This window comes from Protofrankia sp. CiP1_Cm_nod3 (assembly GCF_982290655.1).
The window spans coordinates 6085-29382 of the sequence record NZ_CEVIVD010000056.1; the positions used below are offsets into that span (position 1 = coordinate 6085).

Here is a 23298-nt window from a genome sequence, read left to right on the forward strand (position 1 = left end):
CCGTCATCTGGCCGATAATCCAAGGGCGCGTCGGCTGCCGGCGGTGGTCCCGCTGGTCGTGCATCACAATGACCATGCCTGGACGGCGCCGGTCGAGGTGGCCGATCTGGTCGATCTGGACCCGGGTCTGACCGAGGCATGGCGGGATTACCTGCCTCGGTTTCGGTTCCTTCTCGACGACTTGGTCCGTGTCGACGCGGAGGTGCTGCGGGAACGGCCGTTGACGTCGTCGGTGCGGCTGACCTTGCTCCTCCTCAAGATCGCTCCGGGGAATCTGTCGCTGGGGAAGGACCTGTGGCCGTGGGCGGACGAGTTGCGCGCGGTCCTGGACGGCCCTGACGGCAGGGAGGAGTTCGCCGCCCTCCTGCGTTACATTGAGTTGGTCGGGGAGGTGGAGACCCGTGATCATCTGCGTGATCTGATCATCGCTCTTGGGCCTGACGCGGAGGAGGCATATATGACCATCGCCGAGCTGCACCGCGCCGAGGGCCGTGTCGAGGGCCGTGCTGACACGCTGGTCCAGCTGCTGACGCTCAAGTTCGGCCCGCTTCCCGAGGCGGTGCTCACGACCGTGCGGAACGGCTCCGCCGACCAGCTCCGGGTCTGGACCGCCCGCGTCCTGACCGTCGACAGCCTCGACCAGTTCCTCCGCTGACTTGCAGGCACACCGCGAGGCCCGACCCTGGCACGCCGCGAGTCGGTCATCGAGGTCCCTCACGCGTCCGTAAAGGTTCGCCGCGACGCGGCGGCGAACAAGTGTTCTACGCGGCGTGACCGCGCGACGCACGCGACTTTCTGCACGTTCTGCGACCAGATCTACTATCCCGTGCTTGAGGCGACGACTGGTCGTCCGTACGCACTCTACGTACATGGCAACAGCGACACGACCGGCGCGGTCCGCGGCGTCGAGACGATCACGACCGGCCTGAAGTGGAAGCGCCTGCGCGGGCCGCTCACCGTGATCGGCGAGGCGGACGCCGCCGCGCGCGAGGCCTGCTGGGAGTTCGGCGCCACCGTCGCCGCCAGCCTGGCGGCCGGTTGAGGCCGCCTCCGTGGCTGTGTGGATCGAATCCTGGCGTGCGGCGCCGTCCCGGATGTCGGTGTTCGCCTGTACGGTGTCGCCGTGTCGAGTCCGTCCACGCCCCACGACGCGATGTTCCGCCGGATCCTCGGTGCGCCGTCGAACGCGGCGTCGCAACTGCGCGCGACGCTGCCGCCGGCCCTCGTCGCCCGGCTCGACCTCGACCGGCTGACACCAGTCCCCGGCAGCCTGGTCGACGCCACGCTGCGGTGGCGGCACACCGACCTGCTTTTCACCGCCCCGCTCGACGGCCGTGAGGCGTTCGTCTACGTCCTCATCGAGCACCAGAGCAGCAACGACCCGCTCATGGCGTTCCGGATGCTGCGCTACGTCGTACGTGTCTGGGACCGTTACCTGGTCGATCATCCCAAGGCGACCCGGCTGCCGGCGGTGGTCCCGCTGGTCGTGCACCACAACCAGCAGGCGTGGACCGCGCCGGCCCAGGTGCTCGACCTGGTCGACCTCGCCCCGGACCTCGCCGACGCCTGGCGGGAGTACCTGCCCCGGTTCCAGTTCCTCCTCGACGACCTGGTCCGTGTCGACGAACGGGAGCTGCGGGAGCGGTCGCTGACCCACTCGGTGCGGCTCACCCTGCTCCTTCTCAAGATCGCCCCGGGGAATCCTCGGCTGGCGAAGGACCTGTGGCCGTGGGTGGACGAGCTGCGCGCGGTCCTGGAAGGCCCTGACGGCAGGGAGGAGTTCACCGCGCTGCTGCGTTACATTGAGCTGGTCGGGGAGGCAGACACACGTGACCAGCTGCACGACCTGATGGCCGCTCTTGGCCCTGAGGCGGAGGAGGCCCACATGACCATCGCGGAGATGCTCCGCGCCGAAGGCCGCGTCGAAGGCCGCATCGAAGGCCGCGCCGAGACGCTGGTCCAGCTGCTGACCCTCAAGTTCGGCCCGCTTCCCGATGCGGTGCTGACCACCGTGCACAACGCCTCCGCCGACCAGCTCCAGGCCTGGACCGCCCGGGTCCTGACCGCTGACACGCTCGATCAGCTCCTCGACTGACCAGCAGCCCGCCACGACGGGCCTGTACGGTTCAAGGACGATCGGCGGCATCAGGCCGCCGCGGTGACGGACACCTCCCGGGGAATCCCGAGCTCCTCGATCAGGCCGACGAGCGTCTCGCGCAGGTCGTCCAACCCGTCCTGCCCGGTGGCCCCCTCGTATGGGCACCCACACCTGGACGCAGCTGCGCATGCGCGCACCAGACAGCGTCCTCGTCGCACTCGACGAGGATCGGGAGGGCGTTGGACAGGGCCTCCGATCGACAGCGGCGGCGAGCCCCATGCGACACGTGGTGTGACCGTGCGGCGTACGCGACTTTGTGGTGCGCACCGTGAGGAAATGCCGCTGGGATGTCAGGGACGGTATGCGCCGCGGCAGTGGTCGATGTCGAGGACCTGTATCTCCCGAGTGCCGTCGTCGATCCGGTAGCGGACACGGTACTCACCCCGTCGCGCCCGCCACAGCCCCTCGAAGGGCTTGCGCAGGGGGCTTCCGACGACGCGTGGACGATCCAGCAGCGGACCGGAGATGAGCTCCCACGCCGCGAAGGCCGCCGCCTCCGGCAGATGTTGGCTCAGGGCGCGGCGAGCGCCGGGCGAGAGGACCAGCCGGTAGGGCGGCCCTGCGCCGTCAGCCTTCACGCTGCTCGTGTCGTCGCCGCATGATCGCGGCTATTTCCGCGCCGGTTGTCACGTCACCGGCGGCGACGGCCTCGTCCGCCGCTCTGATCCTGGCCACGGCCGCTGGATCGGAGAGGAGTTCCAGTGTTGCCTCCATGGACGCCAGATCTTCGGCCGACATCAGGACGACGTACTCGCGGCCGTTGCGGGTGATGTGGACACGTTCGTGTGTGCGGTCGACCTCGTCGGCGATCTCTGACAGCCGGGCCTTGACGTCCGAGAGAGGCAGCGTCTGCATAGACCAGAATTCTAGTCTTTCGGCCGTCCGCTGTCGATCTCGTGATCGAGGCCGAGGCGCGGACCGGGAGCGGCGGCCTGCCCAGCGCCGGGCGGAGCGGCTCACCCGCCGGTCGACCGCTCGCGTGCGAGAGATCTGCCACCCGTACCTCGAGGCGACCGTCGGCCGGTCCGGCGCACCCCACGTCCACGGCGGCAGCGACACTACCGGTGCCGTCCGCGGCGTCGAGACCATCACGACCGGCCTGAGATGGAAGCGGTTGCTTGACCCGCTGGCCGTGATCGGCGAGGTGGACGCCGCCGGGCACGAGGCCTGCCGGGAGCTCGGGCCACAGCCGCTGCCAGCCTGACGAAGGCTGACGCCCGTCCGCCGACGCGACACCGCGGCATGCGGTCCCTGAGGTTCGTGCACGATCCGCTCAGCGGCCGAAGTATTCCCTCAGCGCCGAAAGCAGCCGGTCGATGTCGTTGTCGTCGTTGTACGGCGCCAGCCCGAGCCGCAGACCGCCGGCGTCACCGAGGCCGAGCCGATGGGAGGCCTCGTAGGCGTAGAAGGAGCCAGCGGGGGCGTTGATCCCGCGCTCGCCGAGGAAAGCCCGGATGTCCTGCGGGTCATGGCCATCGAAGGTCGTGAGGAGGGTTGGCGTGCGGCGGACCGCTCGTGACCAGAGCGTGACCCCGGGCAGCTGGCGCAGCCCCGTCTCGATCCGTTCGCGTAGGACGTCCTCGCGAGCCTGAAGCGCCGCCATCGAAGCGAGGAGCCTTCCGCGCCGGTCCGCGCCTGCGCCGGCCGCGCTGGGCGCCAGGTCGGCAAGGAAGTCGATGGCTGCCGTCGTGCCGGCCATCAGCTCGTAGGGGAGGGTGCCGAGCTCGAACCGCTCGGGCACGGCATCGGTCGCGGGCCACAGCTTGTCGGGGGAAAGCCGCTCGAGGAGATCGGGCCTGCCGTAGGTGACGCCGCAGTGGGGGCCGAGGAACTTGTAGGGGGAACAGGCGTAGAAGTCGGCGCCGAGGGCCGGTACGTCGATCGCCGCGTGCGCCGAGTAGTGCACAGCGTCGACGTGCAGCCAGGCTCCGACGGTGTGGGCCAGCTGGCTGATCGCGGCGATGTCGGGCATGGTGCCGATCAGGTTGGAGGCCGCCGTGACCGCGACCAGCCGCGTGGCGGGGGAGAGGACACGCTCGATCTGGTCCGGCTCGAGCTCGCCGGTCTCGGGGTCGAAGTCGGCGAACCGGACCGTCGCCCCGACCGCCCGCGCGGCGATCACCCAGGGCCGGACGTTGCCGTCGTGGTCGAGCCGTGTGACGACCACCTCGTCGGCCGGACCCCACCGTTTCGCGATCGTGCGGGCGAGGTCCATCGTGTTCTGCGTCATACTACGACCGAAGATCACGCCGTCCGGCTCGACGCCGAGGAAGTCGGCGAGGGCGGTACGGCAGGCGACGACTGCGTCCTCGGCGTTGCGCTCGGCGAGCGTCACGGTGCCACGGTTGGCCAGCGGGCGGATGAGCGTGTCGTGGACCGCCCGCGCCACGACATCGGGAGTTTGCGAGCCCCCCGGCCCGTCGAAGTGGGCGGCGCCAGCGGCGAGTGACGGGAAGCGGCTGCGGACCGCGGCGACGTCGTAGGCGGCGATGCCGTAAGCGGTAGCGGCGTCTGGGACGGTGTGGGGCTCGGTCACCACCCCAAGCCTGCCAGCACCGTTCGTCACCGTCGGGCCGTCCGTATCGGCACGGGACCGCGGGTGATCAGGGCCTCAGGAGGAGGGCCGGCGGAGCCGTGCCGGTCACGGGGCCGATGGACGAGGTGTCACGGGGGCGCGGCGGGCGGCCGGCACGCGGTCCTGCACCTGGAGAACGTCCTCACCGAGCCGCACGCGGTGACCATCCGTGACGGTCTGGAATTCCCGAACTATTTCGTGACCTGGGACGCCGGCCGGCCGACCGGCCCGGACGCACCCGGTTACGCCAAGACGATGTTCAGCCAGCTTGCCTGGTGGGCGGCCGCACTTCAGAAGGCACGCGCCGAGACACCCCATCCCGGCTGACCGCGATCACTCGGCGTGGCGAAGCCCCTGCCCGTCCGAAGCGAAGAAGAAGATCATGGTAATGAGGAAACAAGTGGCTGCCACAGCAGCCACTTACACACTCGTTCCGCTGAAGGAGCTGAAGGGGGTTGTGTGGTGGGTGGTGTGGGCAGGTTGGTCGGGTGTGGCGACGTGTGGTCCCGCCCCTGTGCCACCACCTGCCAACCGGGCGCGCGGTAGGTCATGACCACGAGGCGACCGGCATGGTGGCCACCTGGCGGCTGCCGAGGGCCATAGCATGGTCGCGATGCCGACCCTGCTGACCGTTCACCACACGCCCTCGCCGACCATGCAAGTGATGTTGGAAGCGGTGCTGGCCGGTAGCCGAGACGAGGCGATCGAGGGCGTCGATGTCGTCGTCAAGCCGGCCTTGGCGGCGACGGCTGTCGACGTGCTCGCCGCCGACGGCTACCTCCTCGGCACGCCGGCGAACATCGGCTACATGTCCGGCGCGCTCAAACACTTCTTCGACCAGATCTACTATCCGATCTTGGAAGCAACGGTTGGTCGCCCGTACGCCCTCTACGTCCATGGCAACAGCGACACGACCGGAGCGATCCGCGGGGTCGAGGCTATCGCGACCGGGTTGAGGTGGAAGCGCCTGCGCGAGCCGCTGTCGATCGTCGGCGAGGTAGACGTCGTGGGCCGAGAGGCGTGCCGGGAACTCGGAGCCACCGCGGCCGCATCACTGATGTTCGACTGATGTGAGCCAACCGACGTACTGTGGTAGATCAAGGGCGGCACACGGCATCGACCGAAGCCATCGCATCGTCGAGACGCCCATCCTCCTGATCGTCCACGACGCCGTCGCCCGCCCGGTGCGGACCGGCGACGCGGGCGAAACCGAGTGCCGCGCGGTTGTCGTGTCTGCGAGGATCGGGGCATGGACGAGACGCTCGTTGGCATCGCGACGCGTGACGCTGTCGCCGTGCTGCGTCAGGCAGGCGCCCAGTTCGCCTATCTGCACGGCAGCCGCGCCGTCGGGTGCCAGCGGGCGGAATCGGACATCGATATCGCCGCCTACTTCGGCGGGCCGCGGCCTCCGGACTCCTTCGACATACTCCTGCCACCCGGCGTCGACCTCCTTGTCCTCGACAACGCGCCGCTCGAGCTCGCGGGCAGAGTCGCGGCCGGCGGGCGGCTGCTCTTCGAGGACGACCGGGCCGCGCGGGTGCGCTGGGAGGCGATGACCAGAAAGATCTACTTCGACGAACTCCCGCGGATCACTCGGGCGCACCGCGAGTTCGCCGCAGCTCTTCTGGACCGGAGCGCATAGCAGGTGGTCGACGAGGCCCGGGTGCTACGCCTGCTCCGCGCGATCACCGACGACCTGTCCGTGCTCCGCCGCGAGTCGGATGCCAGCGATGAGCGCCGCGCGGACCCGATCTGGCTGCGCGGGGTGAAGTACACCTTCGTGACGGCGATCGAGGCCTGCGTCGACGTCGCGCAGCATATCTGTGCGACGCAGGGCTGGGGACCGCCGGCGGACAACGGCGATGCGGTCCGTCTCCTTGGCGTCCATGGAGCGCTGGCCTCTGCGCTCGCGCTGTCGCTCCGCAAGGCTGTCGGCTTCAGAAACGTCCTCGTCCACGACTACATCGACGTCAACGATGAGATCGTCGTTGCTCGGCTGAACGCCCTTGATGATCTTGACGAATTCGTCCGGGAAATAGCGGCGTACGTGTCTGTCGCCGGGGCGTAGCCGGGGGCCCGGGCGCGATCGCGGTCCGACCCCTGACGACGGCACAGGACAACCGGGTTCCGCTGGACGTGGAGGCCAACCTCATTGTCACGTAATGTAGCTAGCTGATGCACCCGAGTTCCGGGCGCTTCTGCGACCAGATCTACTATCCGTGCCCTGAGGCGACTATCGGCCGGCCGTACGCACTCCACGTCCATGGCGGCAGCGACATGACCGGCGCCGGCCGCGGTGTCGAAACCATCACGACCGGTCTGAAATGGAAACGCCTGCGCGGCCTGTTGGGAACTCGGGGCGACGGTCGCGGCCGGTCTGATGCCCGTGTGATCTGGACGGGCCAGGAAGATCGTCAGGGAAGGACGGCTGTTCGTCTTTGCGAGACGACGCGACGGCCGTCGATGGCCACTGGTGCTGGTGCCGACACTGGAAAGGAACCCGACGAATGGGTACGCGGTGCGTTGTTCTTGACATCGGGGGTGTGCTGGAGGTGACGCCGCCGACGGGATGGGTGCGGCGATGGGAGCAGGAGGCGGGGCTGGCGGCGGGCATTGTTCTCGAGCGCCTGCATGACGTTCTCCTCGCGGGCTCGGTGGGGACGATGTCAGAGGCTGAGGTGATCGCCGCGGCCCGCACACGGTTGAGTGTCCCCGAGGACCAGCTGACCAGCTTCTGGACTCTCGTGTGGGAGGAATACCTGGGGACGTTGAACGTCGAACTGTTCGCATGGTTCCGGGGGCTCCGGCCGCGATTTCGCACTGGAATTCTGAGTAACAGTTTCGTCGGTGCGCGCGAGCGTGAGCAGGAACGCTATGGCTTCGCAGACGTCACCGATGTGATCGTGTACTCCCACGAGGTCGGGTTTGCCAAGCCGGATCCGCGGGTGTACGCATTGACGTGCGAGCGGCTGGGAGCCGCTCCAGGCGACATGGTCTTTCTGGACGACACCCCTGCGGCCGTCGAGGGCGCTCGCGCGGCCGGTTGGCAGCCGGTTCTCTTCCGTGCCACCGCGCAGGCGATCGCGGACGTCGAGGCATGCCTGGCGATCTGATGGTCTGCGCCAGGCCGCCTGCTCCAGGTGATGAGTTGGGTGCGGTTCGTCGATTTTCACGCGGCGGGGGTGTCGGTGCTGCGCAGGATGTACAGGTCGTCGCCGAAGACGGCGGTGATCTGGATCCGGCATCCGAGGGCCTGGACGACGAAAATGACGCGGACCCCCACTCGTCCACAGCGCGAAGTTTAGCAAACCCTCGACATCCGAGCATCGGACCGGCGCGGCGGAGCCGGCTGCCCCCGACAGTGGAACGTCTGCCGGCAACGCCTCCCATCGCTCATCGATGCGACGAGGCGCGTAGCGTTGTCGCATGTTGTTTCGTGTGCCGGAGGTCGACGCGGCCGACGAGCGCGTGCTGGCCGAGCTCGAGCGGTTCCGCGGCGAGCTGCGCCACCAGGTCGTCGAGCCGCGCCGTTGGCTGGGGCAGCTGCGGCGCAGCCTGATCGCGGGCGCGATCCGGGGTTCGAACACGATCGAGGGCTACACCGTCGACGTGGCGGACGCCGAGGCGGTGGCGGCTGGCGAGGAGATGCCGACGGCACACGACGCGCAGACCCGTGCCGCGGTCACCGGCTACGCGGAAGCGTTGACCTACGTGCTCCAGGCCGCCCGGTTCGAGGTCTTCGCGTTCCACCCGATACTGCTGTCGGCACTGCACTTCATGATGCTTCGCGGTGACCTTGACAGGTCGCCCGGCCGGTACAGAGCAGGGCCGATCTGGGTGTCCGGCGCGCCGGACAACCCGCCGCTCTACACCGGGCCGGATGCCGAGCGCGTGCCGGAGCTCATGGACGAGCTGTGCCAGTGGCTCCAGAACGGGGACCAGGATGCCCCGGTCTTCGTCCGGGCCGCGATGGCACATCTGAACCTGGTCAGCATCCACCCATGGCGTGACGGCAACGGGCGGATGGCTCGCTGTCTACACACACTGGTGCTCGCCCGGCAGCTGATCCTCGCGCCGGAGTTCTCCAGCATCGAGGAGTGGCTCGGATCGTCCCCCCACAACACCGCGATGTACTACGCGGCGCTTGGAGATGCGCAGGGCGGGAGCTTCCAGCCGGAGCGCGACGCGCACGGCTGGCTGCGCTTCTGCCTGCGCGCCCACCACCTGCAGGCCCAGCTGGTCCAACGCCGCCTCGACATCGCGGCCGAAATCTGGAAAGTGCTGGCCGACCAGGTAGCGGCCGCCGGGCTCGGCGAGCGCACCGTCGCCGCCCTCTACGCGGCGACCCGGCCGGAGGGCGCGCGCCGCGCCACCTACATGCGCGACGAAGGGCTGACCCGCGACCAGGCGATCCGCGACCTGCAGGGGCTCAGGGCCGCCGGCCTGATCGAGGAGGCCGGCCATGGCCGCACGCAGCGCTACCTCGCCGCCGGCCCCGCCGCCCAGGCCGAGCGCTCCGTCCGCGTCGCGATCACCGCCCAGCCGCTTCGCGACCCCTACGGCGTCGACTGATTCCCTGGCCCGTATCCCTGATGATCAGGGTGCTGGCTCGGCCGCGGCCTGATCACCGCAGACCCCGAGCGTCAACCAGACCGGGGGCCGACCCTGCTATGGGAAGGGCAGCGAGCTGGCGACTCACAGCGCCGCCGCTCTCCGGCGGGTCAAGCACACCCTCAACAGGCGATCCCGCCCCACCCCAGGGAGCCGTCGTGTCACCCGCGGCTCCGCGCATGTGTTCCTCAGCTTGCCCGAGCAGGTGATCATGGAGCGCTTCGAGTGCGAGGAGGTTCGTGCCGTCCTGGCCAACATAGCGTCATGGTCGAACCTGCCGATCCAGGAGGACACGTCCGCCGGCGCCCACCCGTTCGGTGCCCTCCACGCCTGGAGCGGTCGGACGACCGCCCGAACGGTCGAGCGCACGCTGCGCCGCCAGGAGATCAGCGATCGTGTTCGCAGCCGTGTCTCGAAGGCCCGGCTCTCATAAGTACGGTTATGATAACTGTGCTTACGAGAATCGATGGGGAGTGGCTGATTGGTTACGCTGGAGCGTCCGGTGGACATGTTCGACCGGGAGTTCGAGTGGGACGCGCTGACACGGTTCGCGACGGACGACGCGATCGGCGCGACACTGGGGGTTGTGTCCGGCCGGCGTCGGCAGGGCAAGACGTTCCTGCTCCGCGCGCTGTGCGAGGCCACCGGTGGGTTCTTCTTCGGGGCGGACGAGGCCACGGACGGCGAGTCGTTGCGCCGGATCGGTAGTGCGTTGGCCGATCGGGTGGGCGCGCCGGCGCCGCTGATGTTCGATGACTGGTACCCCGTGTTCGACGCCCTGCTCGAACTGGGCCGCGAGCGTGCCATGCCGGTGGTGATCGACGAGTTCCCGTACCTTGTCCGGGCGAACCCGCGGCTGCCGTCGATCATCCAGAATGTGCTGGCGCCGCGGCGCTCGCAGCGCGACGAGAGCCGCACGCGCCTGTTGCTCTGTGGGTCCGCGATGTCGTTCATGGGCGGCCTGCTCGCGGGCGGTGCACCGCTGCGTGGCCGGGCCGGTCTCGAACTCGTCGTCGCGACGCTCGACCACCAGCTCGCGGCCCGGTTCTGGGGCGTCGACGACCCCGTGACCGCGCTGAAGGTCCACGCGATCGTCGGCGGCACCCCGGCCTACCGCCGCGAGTTCGCCCGCGATGACACTCCAGCCGGCCCCGACGACTTCGACGCCTGGGTAACCCGTACCGTGCTCTCGCCGACCAGCGCACTCTTCCGCGAGGGCCGCTACCTGCTCGCCGACGAGCCGGACCTGCGTGATACCGCGCTCTACCACTCGGTTCTCGCCGCGATCGCCGAGGGCAACGCGTCACGTGGCGGGATCGCGTCCTACCTCGGACGGAAGTCGGGGGATCTCGCCCATCCGCTCACCGTCCTGGCCGACTGTGGACTGATCACTCGGGAGCCGGACGCGTTCCGCGACAACCGCACGCAGTTCCGCATCGCCGAGCCGCTGGTGACCTTCTACCACGCCGTGATGCGACCCATGTGGTCCGATCTTGAGCACGCACGCGGTACCCGCCGGCTCGCCCAACTCTGGAAGATCGGCCAGCGCCGTTTCGTCGGCAACGTCCTCGGGCCGCACTTCGAGCGGGTGTGCCGATCCTGGACCGCGCACCACGCCGCGCCGGAACGATTCGGTGGAGGTCTCGTCAGCCGGGTTGCCACGGGCGTCGTCAACGACCCGTCCGCCCCCACCAGCCATCAACTCGACGTCGTCGCCTTCGGCTATGACGACGACCAGGAACGTCTCCTGATGATCGGTGAGGCCAAGTGGGGCGACACCATGGGCCTCGCCTACCTGGAACGGCTCAGGAGAATCCGGGAACTGCTCAGCGCCCAGGACCGCCCGGGTGCGGCCACCGCGCGACTCGCCTGTTTCAGCGTGGCGGGTTTCAGTGAACAACTGGTCGCGGCCGCCGGCCAGTCACCGGACATCCTGCTCGTCGGCCCGGCAGACCTTTACGAGCCGATCTGACGGGCGCCTTCCCTCGCCGCGCTCGCCCTCGCCTCTCCGTCTGTGTGTCACCGGCACGGTCCGTCGTTGCGACGAACTCATTAGGATCATGGCCGTGAAGGCGGACGTGGAAGACGCGATGATCGCTGTCCCGGCCGGGCGGGTGACGCTGTCGGACCGGCGAACGCGGCGGCGGTGGTCCGTCGAGCTCGCGCCATACCATCTCGCCGCGTTTCCGGTCACCCAGGCGCGGTACGCACAGGTCACCGGTGAGCGGCCCGGCGCCGCCCGGGGGGACCGGCTGCCCGTCGAGAGCGTTTCCTGGTGGGACGCCGTCCGGTTCTGCAATGCGATGTCACAACACGAGGGGCTGGCCCCCGCGTACGACATCCGTGCTGGCAGCGAGGATGTCGAATGGGATCTCTCGGCGGACGGGTACCGGCTGCCGACCGAGGCCGAGTGGGAACACGCCTGTCGTGCCGGCACCACAGGCCCACGGTATGGTCCGCTCGACGACATCGCCTGGTACCGCGCCAACTCGGACGAGCGCATCCACGAAGTGGGTGGCAGACAGTCCAACCCGTGGGGCCTGTACGACATGCTGGGTAACGTCTGGGACTGGTGCTGGGACATCTACGACATCGAGGTCTACGGCACATACCGGGTGTTGCGTGGCGGAGGGTGGTTCGACCAGCACTGGAGCTGCCGGGCGTCCGTGCGCCGCCGCGGCCATCCGAACTTCCAGGTCGACGACGTGGGGTTCCGCGTCGCGCGGTCCGTTCCCCGCTGACGCACGCGTCTTTGCCTCGATCGCCGGACGCCCCGCCGGGGTCTGCGGGCAGCGCCGTCACAGCGATCCGAGTCGTATCGCCCCGGTCAGCGTCGCCAGCGCTGTGGCCCGGGCGCGCGCTGGATGAGTGGCGTGGCCGGAGTTATCCCGGGTGCGGCCACATGATGGAGACTGGCGGAAAGGGTTGACCTTCACGTCCGCGTCAGGGTTTAGCGTCCGGCGACATGACCGGATTCCAGTCGTCCTCCGTTGTTTCGGACCAGCCGCCGGCTCTCGCCGGGGACAGCGTTGGTTGGCAGGTGCACCTGGCCGCCCGTCCCGTTGGGACGCCCACTCCCGCTGACTTCGCTCTCGTGAGGACGACGGTCCCGCCGCCGTCGGCGGGGCAGGTGCTCGTGCGCAATCTGTTCCTGTCCCTGGACGCGGGAGCGCGGCTACGGATGAGTGACGTCGGTGTGCCGATTCCGCTGTACGCGGTGGGCGCGGTGATGGACGGGGACGCCGTCGGGGAGGTCGTTCTCAGCGCCAGTCCGGATCTCGCCGTCGGCGATCTGGTTCACCATGGCATGGGGTGGCGCGAGTACGCGGTCGCCGACGCGGCGCGGTTCCGCCGGGTCGACGGCCGGGTCTTCCCGACGCTGTCCGCGCATCTCGCGCCGTATCTGACGGCGTGGGCCGGGCTGGTCGACGTTGCCGGGCTGACCGCCGGGGACACCGTCTTCGTCTCGGGAGCCGCCGGCGCGGTGGGCGGCCTTGCCGGCCAGATCGCCCGGCTGAAGGGTGCCGGCCGGGTCGTCGGCAGCGCCGGCTCGCCGGCCAAGGCCGCCCACCTGGTCGAGGAACTCGGTTTCGACGCCGCGTTCGACCACCACGACGGCCAGCTCGCCGACCGGCTCCGGCAGGCCGCTCCCGGCGGCGTCGACGTGTACTTCGACAACACCGGCGGCCCGCAGCTCGAGGCTGCGATCGAGGTGATGAACCCGCACGGCCGGATCGCGCTGTGCGGAGCGCTCGCGTCGCAGAACGGCGGTGCCGGCGCGGCCGGGCCGTCGAACCTGGTCCTCGCGATCGCCAAGCGGCTCAGACTGCGGGGATTCCTCACCAGTGACCACCTGAGCCGGACGGACCAGGCCCGGGCCGAGGTCGCCGAGTGGCTCCGGCAGGGACGCCTCCACCTCGACGAGACCGTCGTCGACAGCCTGGAGAACGCCCCGCGGGCCTTCGTCGACATGCTGGGTGGCGCGTACACCGGCAAGGTCGTCGTCCGGCTGTCGCGGTAGACCCGCCCGGCTACCGTTACCCGGGGAAGCCTCGGGGAGACGTCGGAGAAGTGTCGGGGCCGGCGTGGGGCCGGCGTGGGGGAGAGGTGAGAACCATGCGGATCGGTGAACTGGCCCGCGCGGCCGGTACGACCACGCGCACGCTGCGGTACTACGAGGAGCAGGGGCTGCTCAGCCCACGGCGTGCCCCCAGCGGCTACCGGCTCTACGGCAGCGCGGACGTCACCCGGGTCGACAACATCCGCAAGCTGCTCGCGAGCGGGTTCACCGTCCGGGACACCTGTTCCTTCCTGGGTTTTCTCGACCGCCCGCTGCCGGCCCGTTTCCGTCCGGCGCCGATGTGCGAGGACGCGCTGGCGGTCGCCGCTCGCCGCCTCGCCTCACTCGACGAACGCATTGCCGCCCTGACCCAGCTCCGCAACCGCCTGGCGAGCCGCCTCCCCGAACTGACGGTGAACAGCATGGATGACGATACGATGGCTAATGTGGACGGCAGTTCTTCGGTATCGGCAGCGATGACGTTGGTGAACGAGGGGGATGGCGTGGTCGCCGTGGCCGAGACGAACATGCCCACGCTCACAACCGACCTGGTACGTACCACACCGGAAAACGTCAGGTGATAAGGATTGCTGGCCGTCCGCTGCCAGCGCGCCGCCGTATCCTGCCGAAATTCATGAGACCTCGGCCATAATCCGTTCGCCATCGCCGCGGGTAAGGCGGCCGCGATTACTCATTATGTAGTACCCCGGGACGCCAATGGCTTTGAGGCTTTTCGTTACATCTTTCAGGTCATCCCGGACGTCTTTTCTCCCGCGAGGCATCCGCTCCTTCGGGTCACCGGTGGCATGATGATCGTCTATTTGTTTCCAGTACTCGTAACCGAGCCTCCTGAACTCCTCCAACGGGGCGTCGACACCCGGTTTCGCTCGCCACTTCCTGCCGGTGACGTCCATTTCCTGGCGGGCGGTTTAGATGACGGGGCTGATCCGGTGCTCTTTCCCGGGCCTGTGTGGCGAGGGGCTACGTGTCCATGCGCTGGCCTCGAAGCACACCGTCAGCCAGAGGGCCTCGGTGATGTCGAGTATCACATCGCCCACGACAGGGGTATGTGTGAATGTGTGATGGCGTCGCGTAAACCCGCGGACACAGGGCGAGAGGCGAGCTCACGGGCCAGTCCATCGAACCGCAGGTCCTCGGGTGATATGTGCTGGGGCTCCCATCCATACGGACCCGCCTGCTCCCAGCGGTCCGGTCGTTCCGCATGCGCGGTGTGTCCAGCGCTTGTTGGATCTCGACTGTGGTTACTGTGAGTGTGCGGAATCTTGGTCGTGCCGCGGCTACCCGGGATGGCCGTGCCCACGTGGGAGACCAGCGGTTCAGCCCTGTGATTCATCCGAGGCCTCGTTTCGGCAACGTGCGGCCTACATGGTTGCCTCGTGTCGGCGGCGGTTGGCCTGTCTTTCCATCGTTCCCCGTGTGAGTCGTCGAGGCATCGGGAGGGCCGTCAGGTCGGGGTGGCGGAGGTGGAACGGCACCGAGATCCCGCTACCGGAATTAGATGTCGGTGCGCGTCTGTACGGTGCCGCTATGTCGAGTTCGTCCTCGCCGCATGACGCGGTGTTTCGCCGGATCCTCGGTGCGCCGTCGAACGCGGCGTCGCAGCTGCGTGCGACGTTGCCGTCGGCTCTCGTCGAGCGGCTTGACCTCGATCGGCTGGTCCTTGTTCCTGGCAGTCTGGTCGATGCCACGCTGCGGTGGCGGCATACTGACCTGCTGTTCACCGCTCCGCTCGACGGTCGTGAGGCGTTCATCTACGTTCTCATCGAGCATCAGAGCAGTAACGATCCGCTCATGGCGTTCCGGATGCTGCGCTACGTCGTGCGTGTCTGGGATCGTTATCTGGCCGATCATCCCGGAGCGGTTCGGTTGCCGGTGGTGGTCCCGCTGGTCGTGCACCACAACGAGCATGCATGGACCGCCCCGGTTCAGGTGCTTGACCTGGTCGACCTGGACCCGGAGCTCACCGACGCCTGGGGGGAGCACCTGCCCCGGTTCCAGTTCCTCCTTGACGATCTGGTTCGCGTCGACGAGCGGGTGCTGCGGGAGCGGCCGCTGACCCATTCGGTGCGGCTCACCCTGCTCCTTCTCAAGATCGCCCCTGGCAATCCCCGGCTGGGTCTGGACCTTTGGCCGTGGGTGGACGAACTGCGCGCGGTTCTCGAGGGCCCTGACGGCAGGGAGGAGTTCGCCGCTCTGCTGCGTTACATTGAGCTGGTCGGCGAGGCGGACGCCCGTGACCAGTTGCATGATCTGATCGTCGCTCTTGGTCCGGAGGCGGAGGAGACCTACATGACCATCGCAGAGATGCTTCGTGCCGAGGGCCGTCAGGAGGGCCGTCAGGAAGGCCGTCAGGAAGGCCGCGTCGAGACGCTTGTCCAGCAGCTGACTCTCAAGTTCGGCCCGCTTCCCGAGGCCGTGCTCACCACCGTGCGCAACGCCTCCGCCGACCAGCTCCAGACCTGGACCGCCCGCGTCCTGACCGCTGACACCCTCGACCAGCTCCTCCGCTGACCGGCTGCCACGCCACGGCGAGCCCTGCCCGTCGATCTGGTGATCTGTGTGGAGATCCCCATCCTCCGCCCACGGGCCGAGGGGTTCGTCGGTGTGTCCGTGACCTCGCGGCACCGCGGCGTCGTTCCGTTCGGCCTCGGCCGGCTGACGTCGGCTCGCTGACGCTGGGAAGCGCTGGAAGATGGTCGGTGGGATGAGCGCGACGCCTGTTGCCAAGGAGGTTGCGGCTGCTCGCGGTGGCCGGAACCTGTTCGACCGTTTCCTCGTGGGCCGGACAGGGCGATGACGCGGCCGACGGGCGTGCGAGAGCCCGCCGCCGGCCGTCGGCGTCAGCGGCCGAGGCCGGCGTCGCGGGCCTTGATGATGGCGGCGGTCCGGTCCGGAACCGCCAGTTTGACCAGGATCTGCGAGATGTGGTTGCGCACGGTCTTCTCGGCGAGGAACAGCTTGCCGGCGATCTGCCGGTTGCCGTCTCCTGCCGCGGCGAGTGTAAGCACTTCGCGTTCGCGGGCGCTCAGCTGTGGGAAGGGAAGGTTGGGTCTGGTGGCTTCGCGTAGTCCGATCAGCCGGCGGGCCATCCCGTCGCCGAAGAAGGCGTGGCCACGGGCGACCGACCGTACCGCCTGCACGATGTCGTCGCGGTCGGCGCTCTTGAGCAGGTAGCCGAGCGCGCCGGCATCGAGCGCGGCCTGAAGGGCGTTGTCGTCGGCGTGCATGGTCAGGATGAGGACGGCGACGGACGGGAAGCGCTCGCCGATCTGGCGGGCGGCTTCGGTCCCGTCCATCTTGGGCATGGTGAGATCAGTGAGGACGACATCCGGCGTGTGCCGGGCGACGGCTTCCAGGAGCTCCTGTCCGTCGGCGGCGTCGCCGACGACCTCGACCTCGTCGGTGGCCTCCAGCGCCGCGCCGAGCCCGAACCGGTACATGGGGTGGTCGTCCGCGATGACGACCCGGATCGGCCGCTCGGCCCGTGGTGTGGTCATGCTGCCCTCCGTGGCTGGCCCGCCAGCGGGAGTGTGGCCAGGACGATGGTCCCGGGCTGGGCATCGATGAATGCCAGCGTTCCACGGAGGTTCGTGGCGCGTTGCGTCATGCTCTCGATCCCGACACCTACCGGTCGCGGTGCCCCGGTGATTCCTCGGCCGTTGTCCTGGACGGCCAGGATGAGCGCTTCGGCCCCGCTGTCGACCGTGAGCCGGACTGTCGCGGCGCCGGCGTCGGCGTGGCGGACCACGTTGGTCAGTGCTTCGACTGCTATCAGGTAGGCCGCGTTCTCCACATCCGTGGGCAGCCGCGGTAGTTCGCCAGTTATTTCGACCCTGACCGGCAGCCGCGCGGCCAGGGTGCCCGCGTGTCGCCGCAGCGCCTCGACGAGGCCGGCCTCGTCGAGCGCGCCGGGCCGCAGGACGCCCTCCACGACCGCGCGGAGCAGCTCCGGCTCGTCGGTCGCCGCGACACTGTCGCCCAGCCGGGCGACGGCCTGCATCGGGTCGCGCCGGTCCCCGTAGACGAACCGGTCGACGAGGTGCTGCAGCCGGTTCCGAGCCGGGGTGAGCCCGACGGCCACCAGCGCCGCCGCGAGGACACCGGGCAGCCCGCCGCCGCCGAGCCCCGTGCCGCCGGCGGCGGTCACCGCCAGGTAGGTCCCGCTGACAGCGGCGGTCAGCACGGCGTAGACCAGGGTGCGGCGCAGCACGACCTGGATGCCGAACAGGTTGTGCCGGAAGACGCCGACCGCGATCGCCACCGGTAGCAGGCAGCTGAGCAGCGCGAGCTGGGCACGGCCGAGGAAGAAGGTGCCGCCGAACACCGGCACGACCGCGGCGGCCAGCCAGGCGAGCTGCGCCCGTTCCGCGCCGGCCGCCCGCGCCAGACGGACGGCAGTGTGCGCCCAGATGGCTACCAACGACACCACGAAGACGACCGCGGCCACGGCGAACGGCGGTAGGTACAGCCAGTCCGGGAGCCGCAGCGGCGACTCGCCGTCGGGGATGACGTCATCATAGGAGCTGGGGAACAGGTCCGTCGTCGCAACCAGGACCGCCAGCGAGCCGGCGGAGGCGACAGCCAGACGGCGCTGCCACCGCTCGCGGCCGTTGGCTGCGGTCCCTCCCACGAGTCGGATCGCCCGCGGCCCGGCCCGGGCTCCGACTCGGCGTCTGGTCAGTCCGGCTCCGGTCAGTCCTTCAACTCGGAGTCCGGCCAGTCCGGCGGGGTGAGCTACACGGAACTGCTCGGCAGGTCGGTCAACGATCCGCTGATCGTCAGGTACTCGACCGAGAACGGGTGCGAGCTCTACGGTTCCCAGCGCCAGTGCAGACTGGCCGGGACCATCCTGTTCTACAGGGACAGCGGCCGGATCCATCAGGTCAAGATGTATGGCCCAGGCATCGGCGGAACCCGCGCCTACCAGGGGGACCTTCCGCGCGGCCTCCAGTGGAGTGACTCCCATGCCGCGGTCGTCGCCAAGCTCGGTCAGCCGGTCAAGGTGGTGCAGGCGACCACGAGCACGCTGCCGTGGGCGGATTTCGGCTCCGGTCGGACGCTTCTCATCGTCACCTACAACCGAGAGGGCAGCGTAATCCACGACGTCCAGGCCGGCGAACGGGCCTGACCGATGCTGATCGACCGCGCGCGGGTGACAGCCGCGCTACCCGTCTACGAGCTGGGTGCCGAACTCGGCGCCGGAAACTTCGGCCTGGTGCTCGCTGGCCGGCACCGCCGCCTGGACCGCGAGGTAGCGGTCAAGATCCTCGCCGCGGCCCACGAAGGCGCCGAGGCCGGCTTCGAAGCAGAGGCCCGGCTGCTGGCCACTATGGACCACCCACACGTCGTCCGGGTCTACGACTACATCGAGCATGACGGCCTCTGTCTGATCATCATGGAGCTGCTGGCCGGCGGGACTCTGACCCGTCGGCGCGGAACGGGCCTTTCCCTGGAGGACTCCTGCGCGGTGGGGCTGGCCGTCGCCGAGGCCCTGACCTGCGCGCATGCCCTGGGGGTGCTACAGCGCGACGTCAAGCTGGACAACATCCTGTTCGACGCGAACAGCCTGCTGAAAGTCACCGGCTTCGGAATCGCAAAGATTTTCAAGGGATCGGCGGCGACCGCCAGCATGGTGGCCGGAACCCCGAAGTACATGGCCCCCGAACAGATCATCGGCGGCCGGCTCGAACCAGCCACCGACATCTACGCCCTCGCCGTCGTCCTCTACGAGCTGCTGACCGGAGCGCCACCGTTCGACCCAAAACTGCCCCTCCACGCGCTCTACCACCAGCATCTGAACGTCATGCCCGCCCGGCCGGCCGGCGTGTGCCAGACGCCGTGGCGGATGTCGTCATGCGCGCACTGGCGAAGGACCCGGCCCAGCGCCACCCCAGCGCCCATTACTTCGCGGCCAGTTTCGCCCACGCGGCCACCGCCAGCCTTCGGCCAGGCTGGCTCTCCCGGACCAGCATCCAGCCCCGTCTCAGTACCGAGGTCCGCGAGGCCGCCGAAGGCCAGGCCATACCCCCGCTCGCAGCTCTGCACGTACCGTTATTGCTACCGCGCCACCCGGCACCACTGGACCCACCGGTTCCCCTGTCACTGCCGGCCTCGCAGGCTCCCCCGACTGTCCCTCCCGACGCGGCGCCGTTCCCGACCGTGGCCACAGGTATGGCGCAGTCACCTCCACGATCACCACAATCACCCGGCTGGTCGCCGGACCCGCCGCACGGCGCCGCGGCCGGCCGTTCGCGGCCCTGTCCCGGCCACTCACCGCACCGGCCAGCCGCCAACGGAGATTCCCGCGTCGCCCCTGGATCGCCGCTGTCGCGCTGCTCCTCGCGGCGGTTTCCGCGGCCTCTGCCGTCGTGGTCACCCGGCCCGACAGCCGGCCCAACAGCCCAAAGCCGCGCAACGTCATACCAACCCTGTCTCCGCGTAGCTCGACGGCACTCGCGACGCCCAGCCCGGTGCCCGCCAAGCTGAAGCACCTCGCCACCCTCGCAGGCCACGACGGACGGGTGCTGACGGCGAGCTTCTCGCCCGACAGCACGGTTATCGCGACTGCGGGCGCGGATGACACCGTGATTCTCTGGTCCCTGTCGGACCCGAGTCTCCCTACTCGTGTCAAGACGATTTCCGAACAGGTCGACGACGTGAGCACGATCGTGTTCTCAGCACACCAGCCGAGGCTTTTCACCAGCGGCAGGCGAGCGGTCCGCTGGGATTTCACGAACTCAACATCCACCTGGGAAATCCTATCCACCGATCTTCCGTCGCCGTCGTCGCTGGCGGTCTCCCGGGACGATAGCTCCCTGGCGATGGCCGGAGGATTCAAGGTGGCGGTGCTCGACCTGGTGGCGGATCCCCCCGTGCCCGCACCCACAGCCACGCTGGACGTCACGAAGGCGATCGGCGGGCTCGCTTTCACTCCTGACCTGGGCATGCTGGCGTCCAGCCATGACGGCCTCCTCGCGCTGTGGGACACGTCAACCGCCGGTCGGGCACCCCGGATAGCCACCCTCCCCTCCGGCCTTCGCCTCGACGACATCTTCAAGCCCAAGCTGACCTTCTCGCCAAACGGGCGCATGCTGGCGGTCGGAACTCTCCTCGGTTTCGAGATATGGGACGTAGAAGAACCGCGCCGACCAGCCCGGGTCGCGACAAACGACTACACGAGAAAGGGCTACTATATCCACTCGCTTGCGTTCTCGCCGGATTCCTTGAACCTGGCCGTCGCCGTCACCTCCGTCGAGGATCCTCGGGTCAAGCTGACGGTGTGGGATGTAGCGAACCCGGTGGAGCCGGTCCGCTACGTCGAGACCAGCCACAATGCCGGGGTGGAGTGCGTCGTGTTCTCCCCCAACGGAAAGAACATCGCCGTCGCCGGAAGGGACGGAACCGTGAGCCTGTGGGCGGTGGTGTGAAGCGATGGCCACGCCACCGCCCCTGCGGACCGGTCATGGCAGAGCGTCGGCGGCCCATATCGGGCTCGCGAACTCGACCACAAGCCAAGCGTTGCTACGGGCGGGTGCTACGTGGCGGAGGGTGGTTCGATCAGCACTGGAGCTGCCGGGCGTCCGTGCGCCGCCGCGGCCATCCGAACTTCCAGGTCGACGACGTGGGGTTTCGCGTCGCGCGGTCCGTTCTCCGCTGACGCACGTGTCGCGCGGCTGGGGCTCTTGCCCGGCCACCGCCGCGATCCAGGCGGCACCGCTATGATCAGACCGGCTGTCTAACACCTGTTAGACTCATGGTATGACTACCGTCAGTATGCGGGATCTCAGCCATGCCGTGGGTACCTGGGTCGATCGCGCTCACGCGGGGGAGTCGATCATCATCACTCGCAACGGGCGGCCATGGGCAAGACTGGTACCGGAGCTGACCCAGACTGGTAGCGACTACCTGGATCAACTTGTTGTGGAGGGGCGTGTCGTCGTCCCCACGGCGAGCCTGGCTGATCTCCCCGAGCCGGCTCCCACCGGTGCCTGGGACGGGCGCGACTCCACGGACGTGGTCGCTGAACTGCGCGAGGAATCTCCGTGATCTATTTGGATTCCAGTGCGCTTGTGAAGCTGGTCCATCCGGAGCAGGAAACACACGCGCTGCGATCCTGGCTGGCCGCCCGGCCGGGCGTCTCGGTGTCATCCGCGCTCGCCGTGCTGGAGGTGACCCGCGCACTGCGCCGCAGCGATCCCGCCGCGCTTCCCCAGGTGCCTGATGTCCTGTCTCGCGTCACGCTCGTGCCCATCGACCAGCCGGTCATCGTCGCAGCCGCGGCCCTGACAGATCCTTTGCTGCGTTCGCTGGACGCTCTTCATCTCGCGACGGCGCTGCGGCTCGATGCGCCGTCGCTGGTCTTCGTCAGCTACGACAAACGTCTTTCTGCCGCTGCCGTTCAGGAACGCCTGAACGTCGCGGTGCCTGTCTGAGCCCGCGGCAGTGCTGCTACGGCGAGCCGGGTTGTGTCGGCTCGTCCAGCGCCGCCGGCGGAGCAGTCCCAGGCCGAGGCGGCGAATAGCTCGGGCAAGGGTGTCTCCGCGCCTACAGCCGATCGGTGAACCGCCCCGGCCGCGTTGGAGCGTCGGGCCGATCTGTGGCGTGCTCCGCCCTCGACGTCATCGAGCATGCTCTGTGGGCCTGCCGGAACGAAGGCGTCGCGGCTCGTCGTCAGTCCCGCGATTCGTCCGGGCCTCCGTCCGCCGTCCACGGATCGAGGGGTCTCTCCTGGCACTGGTTGGATGATGCCTGGGAGGTGGTCGGTGGGATGAGCGCGACGCTTGTTGCCAAGGAGGTTGCGGCTGCTCGCGGTGGCCGGAACCTGTTCGACGATCTTGACCTGGTCGTCGGGCCGGCGGAGCGGGTCGGGCTGGTCGGGCCGAACGGGGCCGGCAAGTCCAGCCTGCTGCGGATCCTCGCCGGGCTCGACGCGCCGGCGGCCGGCAGCGTCCGGCTGGCGCCGTCGAACGCGTCCGTGGGCTATCTCGCGCAGGAGCCGCAGCGGCGTCCGGGCGAGGTCGTGCTGGACTTTCTCGCCCGGCGGACCGGTGTCGCCGAGGCGACCCGCCGGATGGACGCGGCCACCCGGGCGCTGACCGACGACGAGCCGGGCGCGGCCGACACCTACGCCGACGCGCTGGAACGCTGGCTGGCGCTCGGCGGTGCCGACTTCGCCGAGCGGGCCGACGCGTCCGCCGCCGACCTGGGGCTCGCGATCGACCTGACAGCGCCGATGACCGGGCTCTCCGGCGGCCAGGCCGCCCGGGCCGGGCTCGCTGCCCTGCTGCTCAGCCGGTTCGACGTCTTCCTGCTCGACGAGCCGACCAACGACCTCGACCTGGACGGGCTGGAGCGGCTGGAGTCGTTCGTAGCCGGACGGCCGGCCGGGACGGTCGTCGTCAGCCACGACCGCGAGTTCCTCAGCCGGACCGTCACGTCCATCCTGGAGATCGACGCGCACCAGCACCAGATCGCCTTCTACCGGGGTGGCTACGAGTCCTACCTGGAGGAACGCGCCCGCGCCCGCGGCCACGCCCGCGAGGACTACGAACAGTACGCGGCCCGGCGGGACGCGCTGGCCGCCCGCGCCCGCATGCAGCGGGCCTGGATGGACAAGGGCGTCCGCAACGCGCGTCGCAAGGCCAGCGACAACGACAAGATCCGCCGGAACCTGCGCGGCGAGACGTCGGAGAAGCAGGCCGCGAAGGCCCGCCAGACCGAGCGGATGATCGAACGCCTGGAGGTGGTCGCGGAGCCCCGCAAGGAGTGGGAGCTGCGGATGACCATCGGCGCGGCGCCACGCTCGGGCGCGGTCGTCGCGACGCTGCGTGACGCGGTCGTCCAGCGCGGCCCCTTCACCCTCGGGCCGGTGAA

General features: G+C 69.1%; 30 protein-coding genes. 23 read left to right on the forward strand and 7 right to left on the reverse strand.

The annotated features are described in order from the left end of the window. The 3 genes from AC5LUJ_RS12780 to AC5LUJ_RS12790 form a co-directional block, all read left to right on the forward strand. The coding region (locus tag AC5LUJ_RS12780; RefSeq protein WP_493464983.1) for an Rpn family recombination-promoting nuclease/putative transposase at nucleotides 1-655 on the forward strand (655 nt) is incomplete at its 5' end. A gap of 171 nt (nucleotides 656-826) precedes the next feature. Further along, entirely contained in the window at nucleotides 827-1042 is a 216-nt protein-coding gene (locus AC5LUJ_RS12785) for a flavodoxin (protein ID WP_493464984.1), read from the forward strand. 81 nt (nucleotides 1043-1123) lie between these two features. Beyond that, the gene (locus AC5LUJ_RS12790) at nucleotides 1124-2095 is read left to right on the forward strand and encodes an Rpn family recombination-promoting nuclease/putative transposase (RefSeq protein WP_493464985.1); all 972 of its coding nucleotides are present in this window, start codon (nucleotides 1124-1126) and stop codon (nucleotides 2093-2095) included. Between the two features lie 50 nt (nucleotides 2096-2145). Here the strand turns inward: AC5LUJ_RS12790 and AC5LUJ_RS12795 are convergent, their stop codons facing one another. The 3 genes from AC5LUJ_RS12795 to AC5LUJ_RS12805 all read right to left on the reverse strand — a co-directional run bounded on the left by AC5LUJ_RS12795 (nucleotide 2146) and on the right by AC5LUJ_RS12805 (nucleotide 3013). Continuing rightward, nucleotides 2146-2295: a hypothetical protein gene (locus AC5LUJ_RS12795; RefSeq protein WP_250282738.1), complete on the reverse strand. Its 150-nt coding sequence runs from the start codon at nucleotides 2293-2295 to the stop codon at nucleotides 2146-2148. Between the two features lie 153 nt (nucleotides 2296-2448). Then, nucleotides 2449-2736, reverse strand: a complete 288-nt coding sequence (locus AC5LUJ_RS12800) for a type II toxin-antitoxin system RelE family toxin (protein ID WP_250282737.1) — start codon at nucleotides 2734-2736, stop codon at nucleotides 2449-2451. Further along, entirely contained in the window at nucleotides 2726-3013 is a 288-nt protein-coding gene (locus AC5LUJ_RS12805; protein ID WP_250282735.1) for a type II toxin-antitoxin system Phd/YefM family antitoxin, read from the reverse strand. Before AC5LUJ_RS12805 ends, AC5LUJ_RS12800 begins: the two co-directional genes overlap by 11 nt. A gap of 124 nt (nucleotides 3014-3137) precedes the next feature. Between AC5LUJ_RS12805 and AC5LUJ_RS12810 the strand changes: the two genes are divergently transcribed. After that, nucleotides 3138-3362 carry a flavodoxin gene (locus AC5LUJ_RS12810; RefSeq protein ID WP_250282732.1) on the forward strand — a complete coding sequence of 75 codons (225 nt, stop codon included), beginning with the start codon at nucleotides 3138-3140 and terminating at the stop codon, nucleotides 3360-3362. Nucleotides 3363-3431: 69 nt separating this feature from the next. Here the strand turns inward: AC5LUJ_RS12810 and AC5LUJ_RS12815 are convergent, their stop codons facing one another. Continuing rightward, entirely contained in the window at nucleotides 3432-4724 is a 1293-nt protein-coding gene (locus AC5LUJ_RS12815) for a cysteine desulfurase-like protein (protein WP_250282730.1), read from the reverse strand. Nucleotides 4725-4757: 33 nt separating this feature from the next. Here AC5LUJ_RS12815 and AC5LUJ_RS12820 point away from each other — a divergent pair, with 33 nt between their 5' ends. The 11 genes from AC5LUJ_RS12820 (at nucleotide 4758) to AC5LUJ_RS12870 (ending at nucleotide 13985) form a co-directional block, all read left to right on the forward strand. Further along, nucleotides 4758-5060: a hypothetical protein gene (locus tag AC5LUJ_RS12820; protein ID WP_493464986.1), complete on the forward strand. Its 303-nt coding sequence runs from the start codon at nucleotides 4758-4760 to the stop codon at nucleotides 5058-5060. Between the two features lie 277 nt (nucleotides 5061-5337). Continuing rightward, on the forward strand, nucleotides 5338-5802 hold the full coding sequence (locus AC5LUJ_RS12825; protein WP_493464987.1) for a flavodoxin family protein: 465 nt from the start codon (nucleotides 5338-5340) through the stop codon (nucleotides 5800-5802). Nucleotides 5803-5982: 180 nt separating this feature from the next. Further along, nucleotides 5983-6375 (forward strand): nucleotidyltransferase domain-containing protein, encoded by a 393-nt coding sequence (locus AC5LUJ_RS12830; protein ID WP_250282724.1) that lies wholly within the window; start codon nucleotides 5983-5985, stop codon nucleotides 6373-6375. Between the two features lie 3 nt (nucleotides 6376-6378). Continuing rightward, complete coding sequence (hepT, locus tag AC5LUJ_RS12835) at nucleotides 6379-6801, forward strand: type VII toxin-antitoxin system HepT family RNase toxin (RefSeq protein ID WP_250282722.1); 423 nt, start codon at nucleotides 6379-6381, stop codon at nucleotides 6799-6801. Nucleotides 6802-7276: 475 nt separating this feature from the next. Continuing rightward, nucleotides 7277-7846, forward strand: coding sequence for an HAD-IA family hydrolase (locus AC5LUJ_RS12840; RefSeq protein WP_250282719.1), 570 nt, complete (start codon nucleotides 7277-7279; stop codon nucleotides 7844-7846). Nucleotides 7847-8159: 313 nt separating this feature from the next. Beyond that, entirely contained in the window at nucleotides 8160-9305 is a 1146-nt protein-coding gene (locus AC5LUJ_RS12845; protein ID WP_250291769.1) for a Fic family protein, read from the forward strand. 232 nt (nucleotides 9306-9537) lie between these two features. Next, nucleotides 9538-9777 (forward strand): hypothetical protein, encoded by a 240-nt coding sequence (locus tag AC5LUJ_RS12850; protein ID WP_250282714.1) that lies wholly within the window; start codon nucleotides 9538-9540, stop codon nucleotides 9775-9777. A gap of 75 nt (nucleotides 9778-9852) precedes the next feature. After that, nucleotides 9853-11316, forward strand: coding sequence for an AAA family ATPase (locus AC5LUJ_RS12855; RefSeq protein WP_493464992.1), 1464 nt, complete (start codon nucleotides 9853-9855; stop codon nucleotides 11314-11316). Nucleotides 11317-11404: 88 nt separating this feature from the next. Further along, nucleotides 11405-12085, forward strand: a complete 681-nt coding sequence (locus tag AC5LUJ_RS12860; protein WP_250282709.1) for a formylglycine-generating enzyme family protein — start codon at nucleotides 11405-11407, stop codon at nucleotides 12083-12085. A gap of 224 nt (nucleotides 12086-12309) precedes the next feature. Next, nucleotides 12310-13365 carry an NADP-dependent oxidoreductase gene (locus AC5LUJ_RS12865; RefSeq protein ID WP_250282707.1) on the forward strand — a complete coding sequence of 352 codons (1056 nt, stop codon included), beginning with the start codon at nucleotides 12310-12312 and terminating at the stop codon, nucleotides 13363-13365. 95 nt (nucleotides 13366-13460) lie between these two features. Next, entirely contained in the window at nucleotides 13461-13985 is a 525-nt protein-coding gene (locus AC5LUJ_RS12870; RefSeq protein WP_250282705.1) for a MerR family transcriptional regulator, read from the forward strand. Between the two features lie 51 nt (nucleotides 13986-14036). Here the strand turns inward: AC5LUJ_RS12870 and AC5LUJ_RS12875 are convergent, their stop codons facing one another. Then, a complete protein-coding gene (locus tag AC5LUJ_RS12875) occupies nucleotides 14037-14318 on the reverse strand; it encodes a hypothetical protein (protein ID WP_250282702.1) in 282 nt (93 codons plus the stop codon). Nucleotides 14319-14952: 634 nt separating this feature from the next. On the opposite strand from AC5LUJ_RS12875, the gene AC5LUJ_RS12880 reads away from it, so the two are divergent. Next, on the forward strand, nucleotides 14953-15936 hold the full coding sequence (locus tag AC5LUJ_RS12880; RefSeq protein WP_250282701.1) for an Rpn family recombination-promoting nuclease/putative transposase: 984 nt from the start codon (nucleotides 14953-14955) through the stop codon (nucleotides 15934-15936). A 329-nt stretch (nucleotides 15937-16265) separates the two neighbouring features. Here the strand turns inward: AC5LUJ_RS12880 and AC5LUJ_RS12885 are convergent, their stop codons facing one another. Together AC5LUJ_RS12885 and AC5LUJ_RS12890 are read right to left on the reverse strand one after the other, a co-directional pair. Beyond that, entirely contained in the window at nucleotides 16266-16922 is a 657-nt protein-coding gene (locus AC5LUJ_RS12885; RefSeq protein ID WP_250282698.1) for a response regulator transcription factor, read from the reverse strand. Beyond that, nucleotides 16919-18055 (reverse strand): sensor histidine kinase, encoded by a 1137-nt coding sequence (locus tag AC5LUJ_RS12890; protein WP_250291767.1) that lies wholly within the window; start codon nucleotides 18053-18055, stop codon nucleotides 16919-16921. Before AC5LUJ_RS12890 ends, AC5LUJ_RS12885 begins: the two co-directional genes overlap by 4 nt. 99 nt (nucleotides 18056-18154) lie before the next feature. Between AC5LUJ_RS12890 and AC5LUJ_RS12895 the strand changes: the two genes are divergently transcribed. The 7 genes from AC5LUJ_RS12895 to AC5LUJ_RS12925 form a co-directional block, all read left to right on the forward strand. Continuing rightward, nucleotides 18155-18553, forward strand: a complete 399-nt coding sequence (locus AC5LUJ_RS12895) for a hypothetical protein (RefSeq protein WP_250282695.1) — start codon at nucleotides 18155-18157, stop codon at nucleotides 18551-18553. Nucleotides 18554-18556: 3 nt separating this feature from the next. After that, complete coding sequence (locus AC5LUJ_RS12900; protein WP_493464988.1) at nucleotides 18557-19867, forward strand: serine/threonine-protein kinase; 1311 nt, start codon at nucleotides 18557-18559, stop codon at nucleotides 19865-19867. A gap of 28 nt (nucleotides 19868-19895) precedes the next feature. Further along, a complete protein-coding gene (locus AC5LUJ_RS12905; RefSeq protein WP_250282689.1) occupies nucleotides 19896-20852 on the forward strand; it encodes a WD40 repeat domain-containing protein in 957 nt (318 codons plus the stop codon). Nucleotides 20853-20887: 35 nt separating this feature from the next. Beyond that, nucleotides 20888-21082: an SUMF1/EgtB/PvdO family nonheme iron enzyme gene (locus AC5LUJ_RS12910; protein WP_445548440.1), complete on the forward strand. Its 195-nt coding sequence runs from the start codon at nucleotides 20888-20890 to the stop codon at nucleotides 21080-21082. A 101-nt stretch (nucleotides 21083-21183) separates the two neighbouring features. Beyond that, nucleotides 21184-21471: a type II toxin-antitoxin system Phd/YefM family antitoxin gene (locus tag AC5LUJ_RS12915; RefSeq protein ID WP_250282687.1), complete on the forward strand. Its 288-nt coding sequence runs from the start codon at nucleotides 21184-21186 to the stop codon at nucleotides 21469-21471. Next, complete coding sequence (locus AC5LUJ_RS12920) at nucleotides 21468-21857, forward strand: type II toxin-antitoxin system VapC family toxin (RefSeq protein ID WP_250282685.1); 390 nt, start codon at nucleotides 21468-21470, stop codon at nucleotides 21855-21857. Before AC5LUJ_RS12915 ends, AC5LUJ_RS12920 begins: the two co-directional genes overlap by 4 nt. Before the next feature lie 335 nt (nucleotides 21858-22192). After that, nucleotides 22193-23298, forward strand: a 1106-nt coding sequence (locus AC5LUJ_RS12925) for an ATP-binding cassette domain-containing protein (protein WP_493464989.1), incomplete at its 3' end; no start/stop codon positions are given.